General features: G+C 54.0%; 19 protein-coding genes. 7 read left to right on the top strand and 12 right to left on the bottom strand.

The genetic code is table 11. The annotated features are described in order from the left end of the window. The 11 genes from WHS46_09295 to WHS46_09245 form a co-directional block, all read right to left on the bottom strand. On the bottom strand, window positions 1-185 hold a 185-nt coding region (locus tag WHS46_09295; protein MEJ5348869.1), incomplete at its 3' end, for a hypothetical protein. Between the two features lie 459 nt (window positions 186-644). Then, window positions 645-1,757, bottom strand: coding sequence for an alanine dehydrogenase (gene ald / locus WHS46_09290; protein ID MEJ5348868.1), 1,113 nt, complete (start codon window positions 1,755-1,757; stop codon window positions 645-647). Window positions 1,758-1,796: 39 nt separating this feature from the next. After that, complete coding sequence (lipA, locus tag WHS46_09285; protein ID MEJ5348867.1) at window positions 1,797-2,675, bottom strand: lipoyl synthase; 879 nt, start codon at window positions 2,673-2,675, stop codon at window positions 1,797-1,799. Continuing rightward, window positions 2,662-3,369, bottom strand: a complete 708-nt coding sequence (lipB, locus tag WHS46_09280) for a lipoyl(octanoyl) transferase LipB (protein ID MEJ5348866.1) — start codon at window positions 3,367-3,369, stop codon at window positions 2,662-2,664. Before lipB ends, lipA begins: the two co-directional genes overlap by 14 nt. Window positions 3,370-3,470: 101 nt before the next feature. Further along, on the bottom strand, window positions 3,471-4,628 hold the full coding sequence (nrfD, locus tag WHS46_09275; protein MEJ5348865.1) for an NrfD/PsrC family molybdoenzyme membrane anchor subunit: 1,158 nt from the start codon (window positions 4,626-4,628) through the stop codon (window positions 3,471-3,473). 12 nt (window positions 4,629-4,640) lie between these two features. Next, window positions 4,641-5,432, bottom strand: coding sequence for a 4Fe-4S dicluster domain-containing protein (locus WHS46_09270; protein ID MEJ5348864.1), 792 nt, complete (start codon window positions 5,430-5,432; stop codon window positions 4,641-4,643). Next, window positions 5,432-5,809 (bottom strand): sulfate reduction electron transfer complex DsrMKJOP subunit DsrJ, encoded by a 378-nt coding sequence (dsrJ, locus tag WHS46_09265; protein MEJ5348863.1) that lies wholly within the window; start codon window positions 5,807-5,809, stop codon window positions 5,432-5,434. Before dsrJ ends, WHS46_09270 begins: the two co-directional genes overlap by 1 nt. Beyond that, window positions 5,802-7,427: a (Fe-S)-binding protein gene (locus WHS46_09260; GenBank protein MEJ5348862.1), complete on the bottom strand. Its 1,626-nt coding sequence runs from the start codon at window positions 7,425-7,427 to the stop codon at window positions 5,802-5,804. Before WHS46_09260 ends, dsrJ begins: the two co-directional genes overlap by 8 nt. A gap of 2 nt (window positions 7,428-7,429) precedes the next feature. Then, the gene (gene dsrM / locus WHS46_09255; protein ID MEJ5348861.1) at window positions 7,430-8,434 is read right to left on the bottom strand and encodes a sulfate reduction electron transfer complex DsrMKJOP subunit DsrM; all 1,005 of its coding nucleotides are present in this window, start codon (window positions 8,432-8,434) and stop codon (window positions 7,430-7,432) included. A gap of 32 nt (window positions 8,435-8,466) precedes the next feature. Continuing rightward, window positions 8,467-9,006, bottom strand: a complete 540-nt coding sequence (locus WHS46_09250) for an RsbRD N-terminal domain-containing protein (GenBank protein MEJ5348860.1) — start codon at window positions 9,004-9,006, stop codon at window positions 8,467-8,469. Between the two features lie 883 nt (window positions 9,007-9,889). Beyond that, a complete protein-coding gene (locus WHS46_09245) occupies window positions 9,890-11,215 on the bottom strand; it encodes an acetyl ornithine aminotransferase family protein (protein MEJ5348859.1) in 1,326 nt (441 codons plus the stop codon). Between the two features lie 165 nt (window positions 11,216-11,380). Here WHS46_09245 and WHS46_09240 point away from each other — a divergent pair, with 165 nt between their 5' ends. The 7 genes from WHS46_09240 to WHS46_09210 all read left to right on the top strand — a co-directional run bounded on the left by WHS46_09240 (window position 11,381) and on the right by WHS46_09210 (window position 18,037). Continuing rightward, entirely contained in the window at window positions 11,381-12,088 is a 708-nt protein-coding gene (locus tag WHS46_09240; protein ID MEJ5348858.1) for a TetR/AcrR family transcriptional regulator, read from the top strand. Further along, entirely contained in the window at window positions 12,051-13,166 is a 1,116-nt protein-coding gene (mqnE, locus tag WHS46_09235) for an aminofutalosine synthase MqnE (protein ID MEJ5348857.1), read from the top strand. The genes WHS46_09240 and mqnE overlap by 38 nt, the downstream gene beginning before the upstream one ends. Before the next feature lie 287 nt (window positions 13,167-13,453). Then, window positions 13,454-14,575 carry a cyclic dehypoxanthinyl futalosine synthase gene (gene mqnC, locus WHS46_09230; protein ID MEJ5348856.1) on the top strand — a complete coding sequence of 374 codons (1,122 nt, stop codon included), beginning with the start codon at window positions 13,454-13,456 and terminating at the stop codon, window positions 14,573-14,575. A 9-nt stretch (window positions 14,576-14,584) separates the two neighbouring features. Beyond that, entirely contained in the window at window positions 14,585-15,814 is a 1,230-nt protein-coding gene (locus WHS46_09225) for an amidohydrolase family protein (GenBank protein MEJ5348855.1), read from the top strand. After that, entirely contained in the window at window positions 15,787-16,707 is a 921-nt protein-coding gene (locus tag WHS46_09220) for a menaquinone biosynthesis protein (protein MEJ5348854.1), read from the top strand. Before WHS46_09225 ends, WHS46_09220 begins: the two co-directional genes overlap by 28 nt. Continuing rightward, entirely contained in the window at window positions 16,689-17,474 is a 786-nt protein-coding gene (locus tag WHS46_09215; GenBank protein ID MEJ5348853.1) for a 2-amino-3,7-dideoxy-D-threo-hept-6-ulosonate synthase, read from the top strand. Before WHS46_09220 ends, WHS46_09215 begins: the two co-directional genes overlap by 19 nt. Beyond that, a complete protein-coding gene (locus WHS46_09210; GenBank protein MEJ5348852.1) occupies window positions 17,471-18,037 on the top strand; it encodes a flavin prenyltransferase UbiX in 567 nt (188 codons plus the stop codon). Before WHS46_09215 ends, WHS46_09210 begins: the two co-directional genes overlap by 4 nt. A 506-nt stretch (window positions 18,038-18,543) precedes the next feature. Here the strand turns inward: WHS46_09210 and WHS46_09205 are convergent. Further along, a complete protein-coding gene (locus WHS46_09205; GenBank protein MEJ5348851.1) occupies window positions 18,544-19,833 on the bottom strand; it encodes an IMP cyclohydrolase in 1,290 nt (429 codons plus the stop codon). Window positions 19,834-19,840: the final 7 nt, after the last annotated feature.

Here is a 19,840-nt window from a genome sequence, read left to right as displayed (position 1 = left end):
TGATGGAGGAATGTTCCAGATACCGAACGATTTTCTTCCAGCCATTCAAGAAATAAATAGCCCACGGCTTTACCCAGATGGCTTTTGGGCGGGACTTCGGGTGCCACAGATGCCGCAGCGCGCCCGTGATGAAAGCGCTCCAACTTGGAAAAGGCCCGCTCCTTGCGGAAGGCATAGAAATCCACAGGGCTCAATTCCTGGCTGCGAGCTTTATTTCCAACGGCCTAGAGCCGCTGAAGGTAGCCCAAGGACACCTCGGTACGACCGGTTTTTCCCTTGGCGGATTGGGTTCGGAAGTCAATGAATTCCTAACCCACATTTGTAAGATCGGTGGCCTTCGATGCCAGGAAGACATAAACGGCGCAGGGAAGCCTTATGGATGTGTTCCTACCCCCGAGCAAGGGCTTCCGTAGAACGGGGATTTTTGGTTCGCTCGACGGTAAGGTGGCGGATTTCGCTTGGCAGGAGAGGATGCGGCGGATTTCGCTATGCTTCATCCGCCCTACGGATATGGAGGCGGATTTCGCTTTGCTTCATCCGCCCTACGGATATGGAGGCGGATTTCGCTTCGCTTCATCCGCCCTACGGATAGGGTACCGGCAAAAAGCACCCGGCGCAGGCTCTTCCCCAAAAAGCCTGATAGACTACAGAAAGTTTTCCACGGGCACGTACTCCAGGTCGAAGGCCTCGGCGACTCCGGGATGAGTGACCTTGCCGGCGATCACGTTGGCGCCTTTAGCGATTTCAGGGTTTTCTTTCATGGCTCGACGCCAGCCTTTATTGGCGATTTCCAATGCATAGGGCAGGGTGGCGTTGGTCAAAGCCAAAGTGGAGGTTTTGGGAACGGAGCCGGGCATATTGGCCACACAATAATGGACAATACCGTCCACCATATAGATGGGATCCCTGTGGGTGGTGGGCCTGGAAGTCTCGAAACAGCCGCCTTGATCAATAGCCACATCGATCAAGACGGCACCGTGCTTCATGGTGGAAAGCATGTCACGAGTGACCAGCTTCGGTGCCTTGGCTCCGGGGATGAGTACGGCTCCGATGACCACATCGGCCTTTTTGACCAGATCGCGAATGGCGGCTGGAGAAGAGGCCACAAGAAAGCAGTTGGGCGGCATGATGTCGCTCAGGTAACGAAGCCTTTCCAGATTCTTGTCCAGGACATAGACCTTAGCTCCCAAGCCGCAGGCGATCTTGGCCGCATTGGTCCCGACCACGCCGCCTCCTAGAATCACCACCGTGGCCGGCTCCACCCCAGGGACTCCCCCCAGCAAAATCCCCTGACCTCCATAGGCTTTTTCCAGGTACTTGGCGGCCTCCTGCACAGCCATACGCCCGGCCACTTCACTCATGGGGGTCAGCAAAGGCAAGGACCCATCGGCTTTTTGAATGGTCTCGTAGGCGATGTTTACGGACCCACGTTCCATGAGCACACGGGTCAAGGATTCGTCGGCAGCCAAGTGAAGATAGGTGAAAAGGATTTGACCTTCTCGAATAAGATTGTATTCCGGCGGCAACGGCTCCTTGACATGCATGATCATGTCGGCGCGAGCATAAATCTCGGCGGGACTTTCTACAATCTGGGCACCGACACGCTGGTAGTCCTCATCGGGAAAACCGCTGGCCAGACCGGCGCCCTTTTCCACAAGCACCGTGTGGCCTTGTTGCACGGCCACTTCGGCTCCAAATGGGGTCATCGAAACGCGGTATTCCTCGGGTTTGATTTCTTTAAGGATGCCAAGGATCATCGTGGTGCTCCTTTCTCCGAGTTTTCGAAAGCATGCGGGTTATAGGCCGCCATACATTTCATGGGCTCGATAGGAGCTGCGCACCCACGGTCCTGCAGCCACTTGGTAAAAGCCCATGGACAAAGCTTTTTCTCGCCAAGCTTCAAATTCTTCCGGCGGCACGTAACGAGCGACGGGAAGAAGATGCGAAGCCGGCTGCAAATACTGGCCCAAGGTGACGAGACGGCATCCGGACATCAAAAGATCGTCCAGAGTCTTCAAAATTTCATCCTGGGTTTCTCCAAGACCGAGCATGATGCCAGACTTAAGAGGAATCTGAGGGGCGATGTTCGAAGCGGCTCGAAGTAAGGCCAGAGATCGACGGTAGTCGGCTTGGGGCCTGACGGTGTCGTAGAGCCGAGGGACGGTTTCCACATTATGATTCAAGACCGCAGGACCTGCTTCAAGCACCGTGCTCACATCGGAAACGCGGCCCTGAAAGTCGGGAATCAGAACTTCCACCTGAAGTCCGGGAACAGTGCTGTGCAGAATTCGAATGGTTTGGGCAAAAAAGGAAGCGCCTCCATCGGGAAGATCATCTCTTGTTACGGAAGTCAACACCACATAACGAAGCCCGAGGGTCAGCACGGCTTGAGCTATACGAGACGGTTCTTCGGGGTCGGGCGGCATGGGATTACCGTGGTTCACGGCACAGAAACGACATCGGCGCGTGCAACGATCCCCCAGGAGAAGAAAGGTTGCCGTCTTTTGAGAAAAGCATTCCCAATGATTTGGGCATCGAGCTTCCTGGCAGACCGTATGGACATGGCATTTGTGCAATAGGTCTCGCACAGCTTCGTAGGACGCCGAACTGGTGAGACGTTTTCTTAACCATGAAGGTTTTGCGAGCTTTTGGGTCTGGTTTTCATCCGGACGCATCGGGCCTTTTTCCTATGGCAACGTAAAGCGCCTCGAGATCGGTTCTTTCAAAACGGACGTCCAAAACTTGCTCAGCACAGGCCGTGAGCGTAGCTTTCACCTGAATCATAGATAACATGGTTCCGGTTTCCAAAGCGAGAGATGTGACGCTCACATTTTCTAGGCCACAGGGGTGAATCCAGCCGAAAGGTTCCAGAGAATTGTTCACATTCAAAGCGAAACCGTGAAAACTCACACCGTGGCGGACCGCAATGCCGATGCTTCCCAATTTTTTGTCACCGACCCACACACCTCGATTGCGAGTGTTTCGTGTGGCCTTGACCCCGAATCGAGCGGCGGTTCGAATCATAACCTCTTCCAGGGCGGTCACCCACTCCACAGCTTTCCAACCCGCCGAAGGAAGATGCACAATGGGATAGCCCACAAGCTGTCCAGGCCCATGGTAAGTGATGGATCCACCACGTTCCACGGAAAGAACGCGCACCCCATGCGCTTTCAAGACACTGGACGGCACGCACAAGTGTTCCGTACCCCCTCGACGTCCGCAGGTAATCACGGCTGGATGTTCCAGAAGAAAAAAAACGTCTCGGTCCAAGACACCAAGATTACGTGCGTCCACACATCGGTGTTGCAGCTGCAAAGCCTGGTCGTAGTCAAGCACACCCAGGTCGACAAGTCGCCAGAGGCGAACCATAAGGCCGAAGACTCCTTCAATAAGGAAAGGGCGCGGTAAGGTACCGCGCCCTTTCCCTGTGTTTCGTCAAGAGGAGTAGTCCACGGGGTCAGAAGAGGCCCTTAGGCGCGAATTTCCTCCTTCACACCGATGGCCACCTTGTAGAGCACCGCCATGATCAGGAAACCTGTAGCCCATACTCCCAAAGTAATCGCCAGTTCGGGAGCGGTCGGGATATACGGCGTGACCTTGTCGAACACATTGGGAATGAAGCCGGTCACCACCAGCCCGACACCTTTTTCCAAATACAGCCCGAAAAAGACCGCAAGGCAGGCGATCTTCAGCAGTTTTTCATTGTTTCGAAATTGAGGCGGCACCAGAAGAACCAAAGCAATCACCGACAAGATCACGGAAAGCCACATGAAAGGCACCAGTTCCGCATGCCCTTCATAGCCGGCAAACTGGTAGACAAACCCGTGCATGTGTCCCGGAATCTTGCTGTAGAACGCGGTGAAGATTTCCAGCAGCAAGAAGAACACACTGGTGATCATGGCGTAGGTGACAATCTTGGAGAGCTTTTCAATGGCCGAGGGACCCGGATCGAAGTTGGTGCGCTTCCGAATGAGGAAGCACAAAAGGATCAGAAGCGAAGGACCGGAAGCGAAGGCCGAAGCCAAAAAGCGGGCGGCCATGATGGCCGTCAACCAGAAATGGCGACCCGGAAGACCGGCGTACAAGAAAGCCGTCACCGTGTGAATGCTCACTGCCCAGGGTATGGAGATGTAGATAAGCGGTTTGACCCACGCAGGCGGAGGCATTTCCTTGCGCTCGGCGCTCAACACGGTCCAGCCGATCACGGCGTTCAAGAAAAGATAGCCGTTCAAAACGACCATGTCCCAAAAGAGAATGGAATTGGGTGTCGGGTGAAGCAGCACGTTCAGAAGACGCATGGGCTGCCCAAGGTCCACGATGATAAACAGAAGACACATGGTCACAGCGCTTACCGCCAAAAATTCACCCAAAATGGTGATGCGGCCGAATTCCTTGACATGGTGCAAATAGTAGGGAAGCACCACCATGACCGCCGAAGCGGCCACTCCGACCAGGAAAGTGAACTGAGCGATGTAAAACCCCCAGGACACATCCCGGCTCATGCCGGTGATTTTTAAGCCTTGGTTGAGCTGGAGCATGAAGCAGGCGAAGCCGACCCCTGAAAGGATCGCCAGGCCCAGCAGAAGGCTCCAGTACTTTTGTCCACCTTTGAAAGCCTTTTCAAGCATGTCGTCCCCTCATCAGATCAGGTAGTAAACATTCGGCCCCGTACCCAGCTCGATCTTACGGCGCAGACTGTAATGGCCGGAAAGGATCTTGCGCACTTCGGAATTGGGGTTGGTCACATCGCCGAAGATCAGGGCCTTGACCTTGCAAGCTTCCACACACGCCGGCTGCAAGCCTTCATCGATACGTTCGTAACAGAAGGTGCATTTTTCCACCACACCTTTGCGACGTGTCGGGTATGTCATGTTGATGTCTTCGGGCTTGAGATAGGGCCGAGGGTCACCCCAATTGAAGCTTCGAGCGCCGTAGGGACAGCCCGCCATGCAGTAACGGCACCCGATGCAGCGGTGAAAGTCCATCATGACAATGCCGTCCTGTGAACGCTTGAATGTGGCCTTGGTAGGGCACACTCGCACACAGGGCGGATTGCTGCAATGGTTGCACAGAAGCATGAAGGGGCTTTCCTTGACTTTTTCCGGAGCATACTCATGGGCTTGGTCCGGAAAAGCGTGCTTGTATTCTTCCAACCAGATCCATTTGATTTCCCGTTTTTGGTCGGGAATATCCGGCACATTATGGATCTTGTGGCATGCCAAAATGCAGTCTTTGCATTGGCGTTTTTCTTGCTGTTCCCAGCACTTCTTCATATCCACGATCATGGCCCACTGAGCCCCTTTGAGGGCCTTGGGGTCGGGTTTGTAGCGAGGCCCTTTCTCTTGGGCGAGCGCCTGAAAGACAGGCAGAGCACTCAGCCCCAAGACGGATATTCCGCCTATCTTCAGGAATTCACGGCGATTTTTTTCCATCACATGTTCTCCTTAGGCTCGATGTGACACTGCCAGCAATAAGGTTTGACCCCGGCGTAATTGTGGCACTGGTCGCAGAACTTCACCTTGCTGGAATGGCATTTCATGCAAGCGTTCTGCAGGCTCATGACATGTTCTTTACCGTCGGGCCCCACCCACAATCTGTTGGCATCGCGAACCACCAGGTCCCGCCACTGGTTGAGAAGCACCATGTGTTCCGTTTTCATGTAGGCCGCGTCCATGACACAGACTTTTTCCGTTTTCGGCAGCTCGACTTTCGGCGCCGGGGCTGCCTTCCCCAAGTTGGACCACAGGGGGAAGGTGAACAGCACCACAAAGATCAGAATTCCCGGAACGATTTTCTTTGCATCATACATCTTCGGTCTCCTCCTCTTCTTCCATCCCCGGCAGGGGTTCGTAGCGGAGGTCGGTGGTGCGCTTCTTTTCACCTTTCATCACAAGGGCGTTGCCTACCAGCTCGTGAAGTCCTGTGACATTCACCCCCGGAACCCAATAATTCATCAAGGGCGGCAGCACGGCGCGGTCAATGGCGCAGATGCAGGCCAGCATGTTCACGCCGTACTTTTCATGGACATAGCGGACGGCGTTGGCTCGAGGCAGCCCGCCGCGCATACGCATTTCCATGAATTCGTCGGTGTTAAGCCCCGATCCGGATCCACAGCAGAAGGTCTTTTCGCGAATGGTGTTTTCGGGCATGTCATAAAAATGGTTGCAGACAGCTTTCAGCACGTAACGGGGTTCCTCAAACAGGCCCATGGCTCGAGATGGGTTGCATGAGTCGTGGAAAGTCACGATCTTGTTGTCGTTTCGGCTGGGATCCAGATTCAACTTGCCGTGGCGAATGAGATCCGCCGTGAATTCGGCAATATGAACCATCTTGGTGCTCTTGGCGTTCTCAAACACCGTGCCGGTGATGGGGGATTTAGGCACTTCCAGGAAATCCGCAGGGCCGTTCATGGTGTCCATGTACTGGTTGATGACACGCCACATATGGCCGCATTCGCCGCCAAGAATCCATTTGACCTTGAGGCGCTTCGCTTCGGCATACATCTTGGCGTTTAGGCGCTTCATCATCTCATGGGACGTGAACAAGCCGAAATTGCCACCCTCCGAAGCGTAGGTGCTCCAGGTGTAATCCAGGCCTATTTCATGGAAAAGCATCATGTACCCCATGAGGGTGTAGGTTCCTGGATCGGCAAAGACGTCTCCCGACGGGGTGATGAAGAGGACTTCAGCGCCCTTGCGGTTGAACGTGGGTTCCACGCGCACACCGGTGACCGCCTCGATCTCGTCCACAAAGAACATGATCATGTCTTTGAAAGCATGCGGCTGTATCCCCAGGTGGTTTCCGTTCATGTAGCAGTTGGCCACAGGGCCCATGATCCAGTCGATACCGCAGCCCAGTTCATTGAGCAGCTCACGGCCCATCATGGTGATTTCAGCCGTATCGATACCGTAGGGGCAAAAGACGGAGCAACGTCGGCATTCCGTGCATTGATAATAGTAATAGAACCATTCCTTGATGATTTGTTCCGTCAAGGCGCGGGCACCGGCGTATTTTTTCAGAATCTTGCCGCTGCCGGTGAAATAATTGCGGTAAATGGAGCGAATAAGTTCCGCCCGCAAGACCGGCATGTTTTTGGGATCCCCGGAACCGATGAAATAATGGCATTTGTCAGCACAGGCGCCGCAACGCACGCAGATGTCCATGAAAAGCTTGAAGGAACGGAATTTGTCCAGTCGATCCTTCATGCCCTTCAGGGTGATGTCTTTCCAGTCATCGGGTAGCTTCCAATCCTCATCCGCAGGGTTCCATTCTCGAGGATTGGGCAACCCGACCACTTCCAAGTTTTTGGCCTTTGCCCCATAGCAAAAGGTGCCGGGCCGAAACTCCGGGACCGTTTCGGTCCAAGGCTTTTGCGGCGGCCGATGGTCCACCTTGCCTAGTTCGCTGGGTTTCGGTACGCTCGCCATGTTTACTCCTTCTTTTCCACTGGAAGACCAGCTTCAATCATCTTTTCCCTGAATTCATCTTCATACTCTTCATAGGTATGAACCTTGACCGGGTAATTCCAAGGATTGATATGGCGCACCATACGGCTGTTATTGGGAAGATTCCTTGTAGGACTCAGGAAAACTCCAGCCATGTGCACCAGTTTGCTAAAGGGGAAATAGGCAAAGAGCACGCTGACCAAGAAAAGATGAATATAGAAAATGACCCCGATCCCTTCGGGAATCACAGGGCGAAAGGTGGCCAGCCCCATGGTGAGTTCCTTAACCCCCACGATGTCTACCTTGTAAATGTAGCGCATAAGCAGGCCGGTTGCCGCGACGGCGAAGATCAGGAACAAGGGAAAGTAGTCCGACGGCAGCGAAATGTACTTGAGCTGGGGAATGGTGACACGGCGAAGGAAAAGATAGGTCACACCGGCCAACAGAGCCAGGCCGGAAATGTAAAGCCGAGGCAAACCCACTTCCAGAAAGCCGTCCACGCTTTCCAACAGCGTGACCAAAGGAGTGACAGGTTCCGAGAAAAATCGAAGATGCCTGAGAAGAACCACCAAAAAGGAGTAATGGAACACGATGGCTCCGAGCCACAGCCACTTGGCCGATGCATACCGAATCTTCGGCCCTTCGTAAAACTCTAACCGGGTGTTTCGAAACAGGGACCGGAACAGCAAAACCTCAAGAATCATGCGCAATACCACCCCTTTGGTATCCGTTGGATTCTCCAAGGGGTCCGCCTTGATCCAGGGGAAGCTCTTTTGCTGCCCGCAGGTGGTCGGGATGCGGAACGGGACCGGCGATCGGGCCCATCGCACCACGCGTGCCACAACCCCTATAAAAAACAGAGCGACGGCCGCATAGGGAATGAAGACCGCAAAGAGGGTCGTCATCCCGGCCGTCACGCCGATCAGGGGGAGGCACACGAGGATCCCGACGGCGACAAGGGAAAAGACCATGGCTTGTGATGCGTTCATAACCACCCCACCTCGTTTTGGTTAATAAATAGTTAAGATTCCTCCCGGGAGCCGTCTTCCGCACGGCGGCTCTCCCATATGGCCTGAGCCCGCTCCAAAAGTTTTCCGGTCCTGTTCTTGATCTCGTCCACGCGCAGCTGATAGAGCTGTTCACGACATTGCATATAGATGTTGAAGGCCATCAGGGCCGCTCGATCCACGGTGCGTTCAAAACCCACAAGTTCAGCCGCATACTGGGCGGTAAGACCGTCTTTGTCCGTTTGAGCTCGCACGACGTCCTTCAAAGAAAACATGAAGGAGACCGCCTGAGCGGGTGTAAAATCTTGGACGGCGCGCACGCGCACGATTCGATCCAAAAAGGGTAACACCTCGTCGGAAGACAGCCCTTCCAGGATCTGCGCAAAAATGCCCCGAATCCCCTCAAGGATGGAACTCCCCACAGGGTTTGAAAAGGGATCTTTTTCTTTTTTCAGAAACTTGGCCGTTTCTTCAGGATAGGTTTCCACCACCGAATGAAACCATTCTTTCAGAATGGCCTTTTGATTACGTTCCAAATACTGGCTGAAGCTCATGTCGCCACCGTTTGTGCTCAAGGCTGGTTCGGCCGAAACAAACCTTCCTTCGCGAAAAGGGTTCGAGAAGGGCGCTTCGGCGCTGATCTTGTGAAGTATCTCACTATAGAAAAAGCAAAGAAATGTGTCAAGCTTTTGAAAACCTTCGCTGAAGAATGCACAAAGCTTTGAAGAACCTTCCCCATAAAGGCGACAAAAGCGGATGAATTATAGGAACGGCCCTTTGGCAGGGTCAAGGATTTTCGCGCATTCAAAAAGCATGGCTCAAGGCCGCACCTCCGACGTTCGAGGGTGACCAGCGAGGTTTTTGGGAAGATGTGCTTCGTGTCCTTCAACTGACAAATCCCACCAAGGGATATACCAATGGGGCGCCGATGCTTTCTCATGGAACGGGGCATTGGCAGGGCTTGCACCGAAATACCGGCTTGTTTGCCGCTAGGTTGGTCCATCAGGCAGGGCACGGGTGAGTACTTAGGTCCGCCTAGAGCCTCTCCGAAGACTCGCAACAACAAGGTTTTTTATGTCATTTCAAGGTAGGGACGAGGCGGCGCCTCGCCCCCGCAAGCCTGAAACCTTGTTTTCTTCCGGAAGCGCCGGCGTTCCGCCCGTATTTGGCGGCTCAGAGCTCTTCGCTCCCAGGAAACCAAAGGGTTTGAGTATATGGGCTCGGCGCGCCGTGCCCCTACGCTCTGGGCTGGAATCACTCTAAATTGAAAGACCAGCTTTCGGGAATATTGAATCTTCACCGGGCAGATTCAGGGATTCGTGAGGTGAAGACCTTGGTCAGGCTTCATGGAAGAGGCAACCCAGGTTCACCCATGTTTCGCCTGGAAACGTGAAAAAAAACGCGAAATGACCTGACTGTTAAAAACTTCTGTTTTGTTCAACGAAATAAAGCGCGAAGGGCTGTTTCAAAAAGTTCCAAAGCACAGTCCACCTCATCCGCGGACACGGTAAGAGCCGGACAAAAACGCACGGTGTTTTCCCCGCATCCCAAAAGGAGGAGCCCCTTTTGAAAAGCTTCCTGAATGAGGCCGTTTCGCCACTCACTCGCCCTCTCCTTTGTATGCCGGTCTTTGACCAGTTCCACGCCCACCATGAGCCCCAGTCCGCGAACATCGCCGAGGCATTCCCAATCCTGCTGCAATCGACGCAAACCTTCCAAAAGCCGGCGCCCGTTGACGGCCGCGTTCTCCATAAGACTGGATTCCACCAGAGCCAGGGTTTCCAATGCGGCCATGCACGAAAGAGGATTGCCTCCAAAGGTGGACGCATGGCTTCCGGCTTCCCACGTCATGATGCTTGTAGGAGCCATCATGGCTCCTAGAGGCAGCCCGGAAGCGATGCCCTTAGCCAGGGCAATGATATCCGGCACAACACCGAAATGTTCCATGGCGAACATTTTGCCCGTTCGACCGATTCCTGTCTGCACTTCATCGGCCACATAAAGGATACCGTACTTGTGGGCGATGGCCTGAAGGCGCTTATGAAATTCCGGCGGCGGGACAATGTAACCGCCTTCCCCCTGAATGGGTTCCACAAAGATAGCCGCCACTTCTTCAGGGGGCATGGTGGTTCGAAACAGGGTTTCTTCTATCCAGCGTACGCATTCCAGATCGCACGATGGATAAGTGAGATTGTATGGACAGCGATAGCAATAGGGATAAGGAATATGCGTAATGCCTGGAACAAAGGGATGATAATGTTTCTTTTGAATGGTCTTGCTGGCGGTCAAAGACAGAGCGCCCATGGTTCTGCCGTGAAAGGCCCCGAAAAAGGCGATGTTGAGTTCCCGGCGCGTATGCCATCGAGCCAGCTTGAAAGCCGCTTCCACCGCTTCTGCACCGGAATTGCCGAAATAGACCTTGTAGGGATCTTTTTGAGGAAGAAGTGAAGAGAGCTTTTCCGCCAAGCGAATCTGCGGTGTGTAGTAAAAATCCGTCCCTGACATGTGAAGCAACCGCTGGGCTTGTTCTTGAACAGCCTTCACGACGCGCGGATGACAATGGCCCGTGGCACATACCGCAATGCCTGCCGTAAAGTCCAAGAACTGGTTTCCATCCACATCCTCCACCCAGACCCCCTGGCCCTTTTCCGCCACAAGAGGGTAAATGCGCGTGTAGGACGGAGAGACATAGGTATGATCCTTGGCGGTCAGAGCTTGGGCCTTGGGTCCGGGAAGAGGCCCATGAATAATGGGTCGTCGCACGGCTCACCTCCTCATGTGGTTTTCCCTGCTCTATTACCGCGGCCCCTTCCTGGTGGCAAGGGATTGGTTGACAAGCCTTCCCGAGCTTGGGTAAAAGTGACCACCTGGTCACTTTCTGATGCGGGGTCCTTTCAGGGGTGCAGAAAAATGGGCATGGATCGTTTCATGAGGCTCAAGACCTCGAAACGGGAAAAGATTCTGGATGCGGCGGTGGAAGAATTTTCCCGGCACGGGTTTCGACAGGCGAGCCTCAACCGATTGGCAGAATCTCTTGGGATTTCTAAAGGCTCTCTTTTTCAATACTTCGGCAACAAGGAAGGGCTCTTTCTTTTCATCTTTGATCATGCCGTAGCTTTAGTGCGTCAGCGATTGGGTCAGGTCAAGCACAACACGGCGGATAAGGACTTTTTTGAAAGGATTCGCCAAAGCCTCATAGCGGGAGTCGACTTCATTCAAAAGCATCCTCGAGTTTACCGCATCTACCTCAAGATGCTCTTTCAGGAAGATTTCCCCTTGCGGGATGAGCTTCTGCAGCGGGTGCGGTTTTTCTCAGCTGAATACTTGCGCCCCATTGTGCTCGCAGGGATGGCTCGAGGCGAAGTGCGTTCGGACATGGATCCTGAATTTGTGGTTTTTTTTCTGGACGCTGTCATGGATCGTTTTCTTCAGGCGCATTGTGTTTCCTTTCTGGACGGTGGTACGGGTTTGTACGAAGGATCCTCGGAAGTGACGGGGCGTTTGATCGACGAATTCATCAAGGTATTGAAAAACGGGTTGGCCGGTGACGGCATGGTCATGGCAAAGGAGACGGCTTTGGACACGAAAGGGACCGAAAATGCTTCCCGTAACGGTCTACAGGTCTTTGGGTCTTGAGGATATTTACCACAAGGTGATGGAAGGCCGACGGCTGACCCTTGAAGACGGGCTTCGACTTTTTCGATGTCCGGATTTGGTGGCGGTAGGGGGATTGGCCTATGAGGTGCGACACCGCCGGCACGGGACGAACACTTACTACGTAGTCAACCAGCACATCAACTATTCCAATATCTGTGTCAACGGCTGCTTGTTTTGCGCCTTTCGACGCCGTAAGGGTGAAGCTGGAGCCTTTGAACTGACGGTTTCAAATATTGTGGAGAAAGTTCAAGATCGGCTTCAAGAACCCATCACGGAAGTGCACATGGTGGGAGGGTGTCATCCGGAACTGCGGCTGGAAACCTTTGAGGCGATGTTGCGGGCCATTCGACAGGTTCGGCCGCAGGTGCACATCAAAGCCTTTACAGCGGTGGAAATCGCTCATTTTGCCCGCCTGGAAGGCCTTTCCATTCGTGATGTTCTTTTGCGCTTGAAGGCGGCTGGACTGGACATGTTACCCGGCGGTGGCGCCGAAGTGTTCAGCCCTCGAGTGCGCGCCCTTCTGTGTCCTCAGAAGCTCAGTGGCGAGGGTTGGCTACAAGTCATGCGGGAAGCTCACCAATTGGGCATAAAAAGCAACGCCACCATGCTTTTCGGGCATAAGGAAACCCTTGAGGAACGCCTGGAGCATCTGGACGCTTTGCGTCGACTCCAGGATGAAACACAAGGCTTCGTATGCTTCATCCCTTTACCTTTTCAGGCGAAAAACACGGACGTGCCGCATGCTCAAGGCCCGACGGGTGTGGATGAACTGAAAACCATCGCCGTCTCCCGCCTCATGTTGGACAATATTCCTCACATCAAAGCCTATTGGGTCATGTTGGGAGTGAAGCAGGCGCAAGTGGCCCTTCATTTCGGAGCCGACGATTTGGACGGGACCGTGGTGGAAGAAAAAATCGGGCACATGGCCGGAGCCGAATCCGAATCCTTTCTTACCAGAGAGGAGCTGGAATTTTTGATTCGCGAGGCTGGTTTTCATCCCGTGGAGCGTAATTGCTTTTTTGAAGAAGCTGCGGCCCCGCCGTCTTGCGGGGCTTAGGAAGTCGTCTGGGAACCGGTTATGCCGATGGTGCTATTGCCGTTTTGTCGTAGGGACAAGACGGCGTCTCGCCCCTGGAACCCTAAAGTCGGCTTATTCGCCGGAAGTGCCGGCCTTCAGCCGGCTTTTTCCACGGGCGTTCGGTCCGGGTCTTGGGCGGGTCGGAGACCCGCGCTTCCAGGACAATGAGGGCGAGTCCTCAATGAGGCACATTTTTTATGGCATGGTAAAGCCACGTCGCATGGGAGATCCAGACGTCACAGGTTTCTTAAAGGCAAGGAAGGCTTTTGAATTTTTCCGAGGTGGTGATGAAGGGCATAGGTGAAGGTTCCAAAATGCGCTCCTGGCATGAGGCGTTGCTGGAAGGCGTTGTGGAGGAAGGTCGAAGGTTGGACCGCCATGAAGCACGAGAAATCTATCTTCATGCGGATTTTCACCGCCTAGGCCATGCGGCGCATCGCCTCCGTCAAAAAAAGCATACCGAAAATGTGGTCACTTATGTGGTAGACCGCAACATCAATTATTCCAACATTTGCGTTTGTGGTTGCCGGTTCTGTGCTTTCTTTCGGCCTCCAGGCCACCCTGAAGGCTACGTTCTGGGAAGAGACCTCCTTGCTAAGAAAATTGAGGAAACTTTGGCTTTAGGAGGGACTCAGATTCTTCTTCAAGGGGGGCATCACCCGGATCTTCCTTTGAGTTTCTATGAAGACATGCTGCGCTTCATCAAGGAAAGGTATCCGGTTCATCTTCATGCTTTTTCCCCGCCGGAAATTGTCTTTTTTGCCAAGCGCGAACGAATCGATGTGGCCACGGTGATTGCTCGGCTGAAAAGCGCCGGATTGGATTCCATTCCCGGAGGAGGGGCGGAAATTCTTGTGGATGAGGTGCGTCGCCGGGTGTCTCCCAACAAATGTTCCGCAGAAGAATGGCTGGCGGTGATGGAAGAGGCGCATCGCCAGGGATTACGCACAACGGCGACCATGATGTTCGGTCATGAAGAATCCCTGGAGGACCGGTTAAGCCATCTTTTTGCGCTTCGCGACCTGCAGGATCGAACGGGAGGTTTTACGGCTTTTATTCCATGGACTTTTCAACCTGGCAACACATCCATTTCCAAGCGGCCGGAAACGGCGGTGAGCTATCTGCGTTTGCTGGCCCTGTCTCGTTTGGTCCTGGACAACTTCGATAACCTGCAAGCCTCTTGGGTCACCATGGGTCCAAAGGTGGCTCAGGCGGCGCTCTTTTTCGGTGCCAACGATTTCGGCTCCACCATGATTGAAGAAAACGTAGTGGCGGCTGCAGGGGTTCATTTTCGTCTCTCCGTGGAAGAAATCCGTCGGCTCATTTGTGACGCCGGTTTTGTGCCCAAGCAGCGGACCATGGCTTATGAATGGATCGAAGGAACCTAAAGGAATGGCATGAAAGGCGTGGAGATCCATCGAGCGCCTTGGGTTTTTGTGGGTATGGGACCGCCCGTGGCCGACGGGGCCGTGGTGGTGAGTCACGACCGAATCCTGGAATCCGGCCGGGCTCAGGACATGCGCAAAAAATTCGGGAACGCTTCGGTGCGTTTGTGGGATCATGAGGAGGCCGCCCTTGTTCCCGGAGCTGTGAACGCCCATACGCATTTGGACTTCAGTCTTCTTTCTCTTTCCAGACCTTCACAGCCCATGGGATTTCCTCAATGGCTTGTATCCGTGTTTCAGGCCAAAGAAAACCTGAGTCCTTCTAAACGACGGGATGCACACAAAACGGGATCCCTACAGGCCTTTCAGTCCGGCACGCGGTGCTTTGCCAACGTTATGAATCCGCCTGTGGAGTCATTTCCGGAACCTTCAAAAATTCCCCATGAACATCGATTCGTGGAGTTATTGGGATTTCATTGTCAGAATCTTCATGAACTCTTTTCTCCAGAGGCCATAACCCACAAGCCATACACGTTTCTGGCAGCGCATTCCCTCTATGCAACATCTTGGAAAGTTATCGCCCAAGCCAAAGCCTGGAGCCGTTCCAGAGGGTTGCTTTTTTCCATCCATGCAGCCGAGCATTCCGACGAGGTGCACTTTGTTCGAGACGGCACGGGCTTTTGCCGCGATCTGTTGCAGTCCTTGGGGCGTTGGGATGCCTCCTGGCGTCCTTCGGGAACATCCCCGGTGAAAACCCTGCAGACCTTGGGTGTTTTGGACGCTCAGACCCTTTTGGTCCACATGGTGCATGTGAACGAAGAGGATTGGAACGTGGTGGCGCGCTGTGGGGCCGCCGTGTGCTTTTGTCCGCGAAGCAATGCGTGGATCGAAGGAACGATTCCCCGCATCGAAGCGGCCCTTCAAAGAGGGATTCGCTGTGCTTTGGGAACGGACAGCCTGGCCAGTAATGAAGACCTGAATCTGTTTCGTGAAGCAACCGCTGTCTTGGATGGCATGCCGGGCATCACGCCGGCGACGGTGTTACGTATGGTCACGTCCATAGGGGCTCAGGCCCTTGGTCTCCATCCATTTTTCGGACATTTGGGTCCTGGGGCCAAAACGCCTTTCTTGGCCGTTTCCGTTTCGGGTTCTTTTTCCACGGAAAACGATCTGGCCGAAAGAATCATTCGCCATGCGGCGCAGGGGTCTATGGTATGGGTCGCGGACACCACCTCACACTGAAGCTCGGAAAAATCGATTACTTGAATGTTTGGCCGGTCTATTACGCTATGGAACAGCGTCTGGTTCCCAATCCGTGTCACATCTCGGCCCATTGTCCATCGGAACTGAACGCCATGGTGTGTCGCGGAGAGTTGGATCTCAGTGCTGTTTCTTCGGTTATGTATGCTCGGCATCCGCAGTTGTTCAAGATTGTCCCCGGCTTGGCCATCGCCTGTGCCGGGCCGGTCCATAGTGTGTTGTTGTTAAGCCAAAAGCCTTTGGAATCCCTTGAAGGTGAAGATATTCTTTTAACTCGGCATTCGGACACTTCCGTTGTGCTGCTGAAGATCCTCGTGGAAATATTCTGGAACCTTAAAAATGTACGCTACCATCGTGGAGCTCTGGCTGACGCTTTGGCCAACGGATCGTCACCGACGGCCTTTTTGGCCATCGGTGACGAAGCCCTGGTGTGGCGCGGTCATGCGAACTATCCTTTTCGCTATGATCTGGCGGAAGTGTGGCATGGCTGGACGGGGCATCCCTTTGTGTTTGCCCTGTGGGTGGTGCGCCGGGATGTGGCGGCTCGAGAGCCGGCCCTGGTCCGCGAGGCGGTGCGATCTTTATGGGCATCCAAGTCGTGGGGACTTCAGCATCTGGATGTTTTGTGTCAAGAAGCCAGCCGCTTGGGTATTTTGGATCTCGTGGGTTTGCAGCGATATTACAAAACTTTCATTTTTGACCTTCATGAAAGGGCCTTAGAAGGTTTGAGGCTTTTTTACCGTTTCATGGTGGACGTCGGCGATATTCCTGCCTGTCCCCCATTGGATTTTTGGGCCGAAAGCGACGTAAGAGAGGAGACCACGGGAGGGGAACCTTTTGCAGGAGAAGGCAAACAATGGGCGGTAAGCATTTAAGGTTGCGACGTTTTTTTTCCAGAGAAGACGGTCGTCTGGTGCTGTTTCCTTTGGATCACGGCGTCAGTTGCGGCCCCATACGCGGCCTTGAGCGCATGAAATACGTGATTCGCTACGGCATTGCCTCGGGGGCGGATGGGCTCGTGCTGCATAAAGGCATGATGACGTATCTGGAACAAATCCCTGGGCCTCTTCCCGGCATTTTCATGCATCTTTCGGCCAGTACCCAGCTTGGTCCCGCTTTTCATCAAAAGGTTTTGGTTGGGTCTGTGGAAGAAGCCATTCGTCGAGGAGCGGACGGGGTTTCGGTTCACGTGAATTTGGGAGATGATGCCGAACCTCACATGCTCAGAGACCTTGGACATGTGGGAGAGGCCTGTGCCCTGTGGAACCTGCCTTTTTTGGTGATGATTTATGTGCGAGGAGCCCACGCCCCGAAACCGCTGCCTGATGAAGCCGTGATGCATGCGGCACGGGTGGCCGCCGAACTGGGGGCGGATATCATCAAGATACCGGCGCCGCAGCATGAAGAAAGCCTGGAACACATCGTGAACAGTGTTCCTGTGCCGGTGGTCATGGCCGGTGGCAGCAAAGAAGCCGATGAAAGAGCTTTTCTGACAAAAATTCAGCAGGGACTACAAGCCGGCCTTGCAGGTGTGGCGGTGGGCCGCAATGTTTTTCAGCACGCGACCCCGGAACGTTTCTTAGCGGCCATTGTCGCTTTGGTCCATGAAGGACGAACAGTGGAGGAGGTCTGGAGCCCATGAGCTCTCTTCCGGTCATTGTGGCGGTCACGGGCGCCAGTGGAGCACCCTATGCGCAAAGGTTATTTCAATTTTTTGCCCAGCGAGGTGTTTCGGCCCATGTGGTGGCCTCTTCGGCCGGAAGGCTTGTTTATCATTTGGAAACGGGGAGAAATCTTGAAGAGGACCTGCCGGACGGAGTGCCTCTTTATGGTGAAGAAGACTTCAGTGCCCCTATCGCCAGCGGCTCCTTTCGCACGCAAGGCATGGTGATTGTCCCCTGCACCATGGGGACTCTAGCCGCCATCGCCAACGGTTTGGCCAATAACCTCATTCATCGGGCGGCCGACGTGTGTCTCAAGGAAAGAAGGCCGCTTATTGTGGTGCCTCGAGAAACCCCGCTCAGTCTTGTGCACCTGAAAAACATGATGGCGATAACTGAAGCGGGCGGTCTTGTACTGCCTCCGGCTCCAGGTTTTTACCACCATCCGCAAAGTGTGAAGGATCTTCTAGACTTTATCGTCGCCCGTATCCTGGACCACTTGGGTGTCCCTCAGGACCTCGTACCCGCTTGGCAGGGCCTCTAAGCAGTTGTCTGAAAACAGCCTTTCTCCTGGAATCATCGATGTCCCAGCCGTGAAGGGAGCGGGCCGCTGACTTGCACCATCAGGAATAAACCTACTCCCAGACCCCTAGGGGTGAGGCTCACCGTCGCCCCGAAACTGCAAGACCTTTGTTTTCGTGGGAGCTGGAGCCTCTGACCTGCCGTGTATGTGTGTGGGATGCCCCGCACCCAAGGAAAAATTCTCGGTCACCCACGTCGGGGCGAACCCATGTGTCCGCCCCCAGGCCGTTCAGGCATGCCAATCGTTTAGGGCGGATACTCAGGTCCACCCCCACAGATGCGGTAGCGGCAGAAACATCCAGGCTTGGCCGGAAAAAAAAGGCCATGGTTTTCCTGAAAGCTCGATTCCCAGCACGCTCATGTTCGGGACGGCCCACTCATGATGCGGGCGGGATGCCCGCGCACCCAGGTAAACAAAAGTTTTGGGCCTGGTCTGGCCTGACTCGTTCCACGTTCTCGGCAAAACTGCTAGTGCTTAAAAGCTCGTTGCCCCGTGAACACCATGGTGGCTCCCGCTTCATTGCAGGCTTCAATGACTTCCCAGTCTCTCAGAGATCCACCGGGTTGGACCACTGCGGTGACCCCTTGGCGAAGCCCCACATCCACGCCGTCTCGAAACGGGAAAAAGGCGTCGGAGACCATGGTGGATCCTACCAGGCCCGCTTTCACTTCACGAACCGCCGCATCGATTTCTTCACGGTCCTTTCGAGGCCTTTGTCCTGTTTCCACGGCGCGTTCCAGTTCCTTGTAGGAGATGCCGTATTTTTCAAAGCAGAGCGCATCGCCGTAGTTGCGGTAAGCCTTATAGACGGCCAGTTCCGCAACTCCCACTCGGTCCTGTTCTCCCGTGCCGATAGCCACCGTGCACAGATCCTTCACATAAAGAACGGAATTGGAGGTCACCCCTTGTTCCACATACCACCCGAAAAGAAGATCCTGCATTTCTTTATCCGTGGGAGCCCGTTGAATCCGGTAGGTTTTGCCTTCATGGATCGTTTCGGCCAGTTTGAGATCTTGGGGACCTTTGACGGCGCATAGTTGGGATTGTTGCACGATGAGACCGCCATCCATGAGCGATTTAAAATCCACAAAACGCAAGTTTCGATATTCTTCCAGCCGATCCATCCGTCGCACTTGAATAATTCGAAGATTCGCCCGCTTTTTGACAATATCCAAAGCGCCTTCTTCAAAATCCGGAGCCGCCAGAACCTCCAGGTAATTTTGAGCCGCCAATTCCGCGGTATCCTTATCGAGACTTCGATTCAAAACCAGACATCCTCCAAAAGCCGCAATGCGATCCGCTCGATTGGCTCGATAATACGCTTCCGCTAAAATTTCCCCGTGCGCGACGCCGCAGGGGTTATTATGCTTAAGGATGACGGCGCAGGGGCGATCCATGAGATATTTGATGATATTCAGCCCGTTATCCAGATCCGTAAGGTTGATCTTTCCCGGATGTTTTCCCGCCTGCACCATATCCTCTTCGGTTATGGCGCTCACAAGCCCTCGACCTGGCTCAATAAAGTGACAGTCTCCCAAGGTTAGGTTTCCTGAAACAAGCTCGTAGAGTGCCGCTTCCTGACCGGGGTTTTCTCCATAACGAAGACCCTTTTCGATGAGTTCCCCTGTTTTTTCGTCGGGAAATTTCCATGTCCTTTTTCGGTACAGCAGTTCCTGATGTCCAAAACGAATACAAAGTTCTTCCGGAAAATGATCATCCATCACGGTGCGGTACATTTTCTTGAGATCTTGTGCCATGTGTTTG

It is taken from the genome of Desulfosoma sp. (assembly GCA_037481875.1).
Taxonomy (GTDB): domain Bacteria; phylum Desulfobacterota; class Syntrophobacteria; order Syntrophobacterales; family DSM-9756; genus Desulfosoma.
Note: the sequence above shows the minus strand (reverse complement) of the source record. Positions and strands in the feature narration are given on the sequence as shown.